Raw genomic sequence first — 2,589 nt, 5'->3', positions numbered from 1 at the left:
CGAGCTTTAAGATGTCCCCTTCCTCTTTAGGTGGGGGAAAACAAACTACAACAGCTGGCGAGCATATCTCCCAGCTCGTTGAAACGCTAATTGGAAGATTTTTCTTCTTGGGGAAGAAAAATTTGAACAATGGCGTTATAAAATTGTCAATTTATACTATCAAAAGAACATATCAGGCTCCAAACGGTCATTCTTAAAGGCATCAATAAAGCCCTGCATAAAACCTGTTACCTCCGGACTGGTGGAATTAATGGCATGCTGTGGACAACGGTTTATGCAGCCATAACAACCGATACAGGCTTCAAGATCAAAGGTTTTATTTTCAATATCAATAGCATTGGTCGGACAGTTTTTAACACAGGTATAGCATTTGATACAGTCATCTGATATTTTTTTGGCCCTGAATTCAAGAGGAAAACAATACGGATCTTTATTCGTCTCACGAAAAGCGATATATTTGTTGAATTCCTCTGATGAAGACCAGTTTGTACCAGGCTGATTTTCAAGATTGTAGTCGCCTGCCAATACCTTTTCATATGCCCTGCGTCCAAAGTCCAGCATTATTTCTTCATCCTTGGCATCCGGTCGGCCTGTACCGACCTCCGGTGCCATGGTATGCTGGGCAATAAAAGCGCCCAAAGCGCATACCTTAAAGCCACGATTTTCTGCCCGTTCCTTCATTTCTGTGAGGGCCACACCATAATACGCGTTACCATAGGATATTACGCCGATAAATGGGGTTTCATTTCCCTCCAGGCAATTAAAAAGCTCTTCTGCCTTGGTAAAAAGCATACCGGCTGAAAGGGAACCATAAATTACCAAATCATTCTTCCCGAAGCTGTACTGCTTTTGCCTGGCTGCAAAAGGCAACAGGTTATGAATCTTCACTTCCGGTCCCTTGATGGCGGAAGCAATTTTACGGACAATTTTCTCCGTTGAACCGCTGGGACTGAAATATACAAGATGAACACATGAAATTTCTGCTTTACTCATTGCAATCTTCCTCTCCAAATATAGTTTTATACCTTTTTCGTGACCAGGATGACCTTCGCCTTGCCTGGGGCGAACAATGACTGGCCTTTCACTATTTCAAGCCACTACCATTGATTATATGATAAGAAATCACTATAAACGATAGAGGATAAAGGATAATTGGCAACGAACTTTACAAAAAGCAGATATTGTAAAGCTATACAACCGGAGGAAATTATAATGATAGTAAAACAGACCACCAAGGATTTGCTTGGTGCTTCATTACGGGAGCTATCCACCACAAAATCCATTGAAAAAATAACCATCAGGGAGATTACGCAAAACTGCGGACTGACCTCTACTACATTTTACAATCATTTCACCGATAAATATGACTTGTTGGTTTGGATATATCATAAACAGGTTGAAAAGCTATATGCTCGTCTTGGAAATGATATCACCTGGGATGAGCTGTTAAAAATCGGCATTACAATAATGAAGCGAAATCGCCATTTTTACCACAATGCCATAAGCAACACCTCAGGACAGGATTCCTTTCAAAAGGCGGCAATCGAATACACAATACGCAGGATTAAAAACTATGTGGGTAATCAGCGTAATGACAAAGAGCTGTCTGCTGAGTATATGTATATAATACACTATTATGTTTACGGATTATTTTACAGCGTGAAGGATTGGATTTTTAAGCCCAGTGAAATGACACTAAATCAGTTGGTCAGGCTTTTGTGTGATTCCATGCCAGAGTCACTAAAAAAATACCTGCACTAGATGAGTGGAAAAACCTCATCCGGGTGCCGGACAAGCCACCGACGGAGCATGGTCAGTGACTGATTACCGGCCATGCTCCCAGTACCCGCAGGGTGCTTCCCAAAAGGGGGAAGACACAGCCTTAACTTGCATAAGAACAGAATATATTTTGATGCCCTGTCGATTGGACCATATACTTTCATCACACGCCATATTCCCGTCAGCCCCGTTATCCGTGCCTTCCCCTCTGGGGAAGGTGCCGAGCTATGCGAGGCGGATGAGGTTAGCAGCGCAGCTGCGTCATAAAGCATTTACATATAACCATAACATTTTTTAATACCCTGCCACTGGCCATTAACCCCATTGCATCACCCCAAGGCAGGGCAGGATGATGTGACCATTGGAGGAAGGGCGTCAAGAAGTGGATTTTTGCATACCGGCATTCCGGAGAAAAATCCGTGTCTGAGCGTAGCGAGTTCGGAATTTTTCTGGCACCTTAATTAAAGGCAAAAATACACTTTAGCCCTGAGTTCCCTGGTCACAGCAACTGCCCTGCCGCCCCCTCCAAAGGAGAAGGCACATCCTTATCTTGCGTATAACCAGAACATTATTTAATAGCCCTGCCTCTGGCCCCCAAACCTATTGCATCACCGCAAGGCAGGGCAGGATGATGTGACCATTGGAGGAAGGACGTCAAGAAGTGGATTTTTGCATACCGGCATTCCGGAGAAAAATCCGTGTCTGAGCGTAGCGAGTTCGGAATTTTTCCGGCTCCTTAATTAAAGGCAAAAATCACTTTAGCCCTGGATTCCCTGGTCACAGCAACTGCCCTGCCGCCCCCTCCAAAGG

Annotated in this window: 3 protein-coding genes; 2 read left to right on the top strand and 1 reads right to left on the bottom strand. The window is 43.9% G+C overall.

Translation table 11 applies throughout. The features are described 5' to 3' along the window. Nucleotides 1-197: hypothetical protein (locus K6C05_RS10335; protein ID WP_296734439.1), on the top strand; the 197-nt coding region annotated here is incomplete at its 5' end. On the opposite strand, the gene K6C05_RS10330 is transcribed toward K6C05_RS10335, so the two are convergent. Next, on the bottom strand, nucleotides 160-993 hold the full coding sequence (locus K6C05_RS10330) for an EFR1 family ferrodoxin (RefSeq protein ID WP_296734437.1): 834 nt from the start codon (nucleotides 991-993) through the stop codon (nucleotides 160-162). The genes K6C05_RS10335 and K6C05_RS10330 overlap by 38 nt on opposite strands. A gap of 219 nt (nucleotides 994-1,212) precedes the next feature. Between K6C05_RS10330 and K6C05_RS10325 the strand changes: the two genes are divergently transcribed. Then, nucleotides 1,213-1,761 (top strand): TetR/AcrR family transcriptional regulator C-terminal domain-containing protein, encoded by a 549-nt coding sequence (locus K6C05_RS10325; protein WP_296734434.1) that lies wholly within the window; start codon nucleotides 1,213-1,215, stop codon nucleotides 1,759-1,761. Nucleotides 1,762-2,589: the final 828 nt, after the last annotated feature.

This window comes from Anaerovibrio sp. (genome assembly GCF_024697385.1).
Classification (GTDB): Bacteria; Bacillota; Negativicutes; order Selenomonadales; family Selenomonadaceae; genus Anaerovibrio.
The sequence above is the reverse complement of the archived record's forward strand: the minus strand, read 5'-3'. Positions and strand labels throughout refer to the sequence as shown.

Bases quoted from the DNA above. Each gene is read 5' to 3' on its own strand.
- K6C05_RS10330 (WP_296734437.1), bottom strand. From the start codon at position 993: ATGAGTAAAGCAGAAATTTCATGTGTTCATCTTGTATATTTCAGTCCC.
- K6C05_RS10325 (WP_296734434.1), top strand. From the start codon at position 1,213: ATGATAGTAAAACAGACCACCAAGGATTTGCTTGGTGCTTCATTACGG.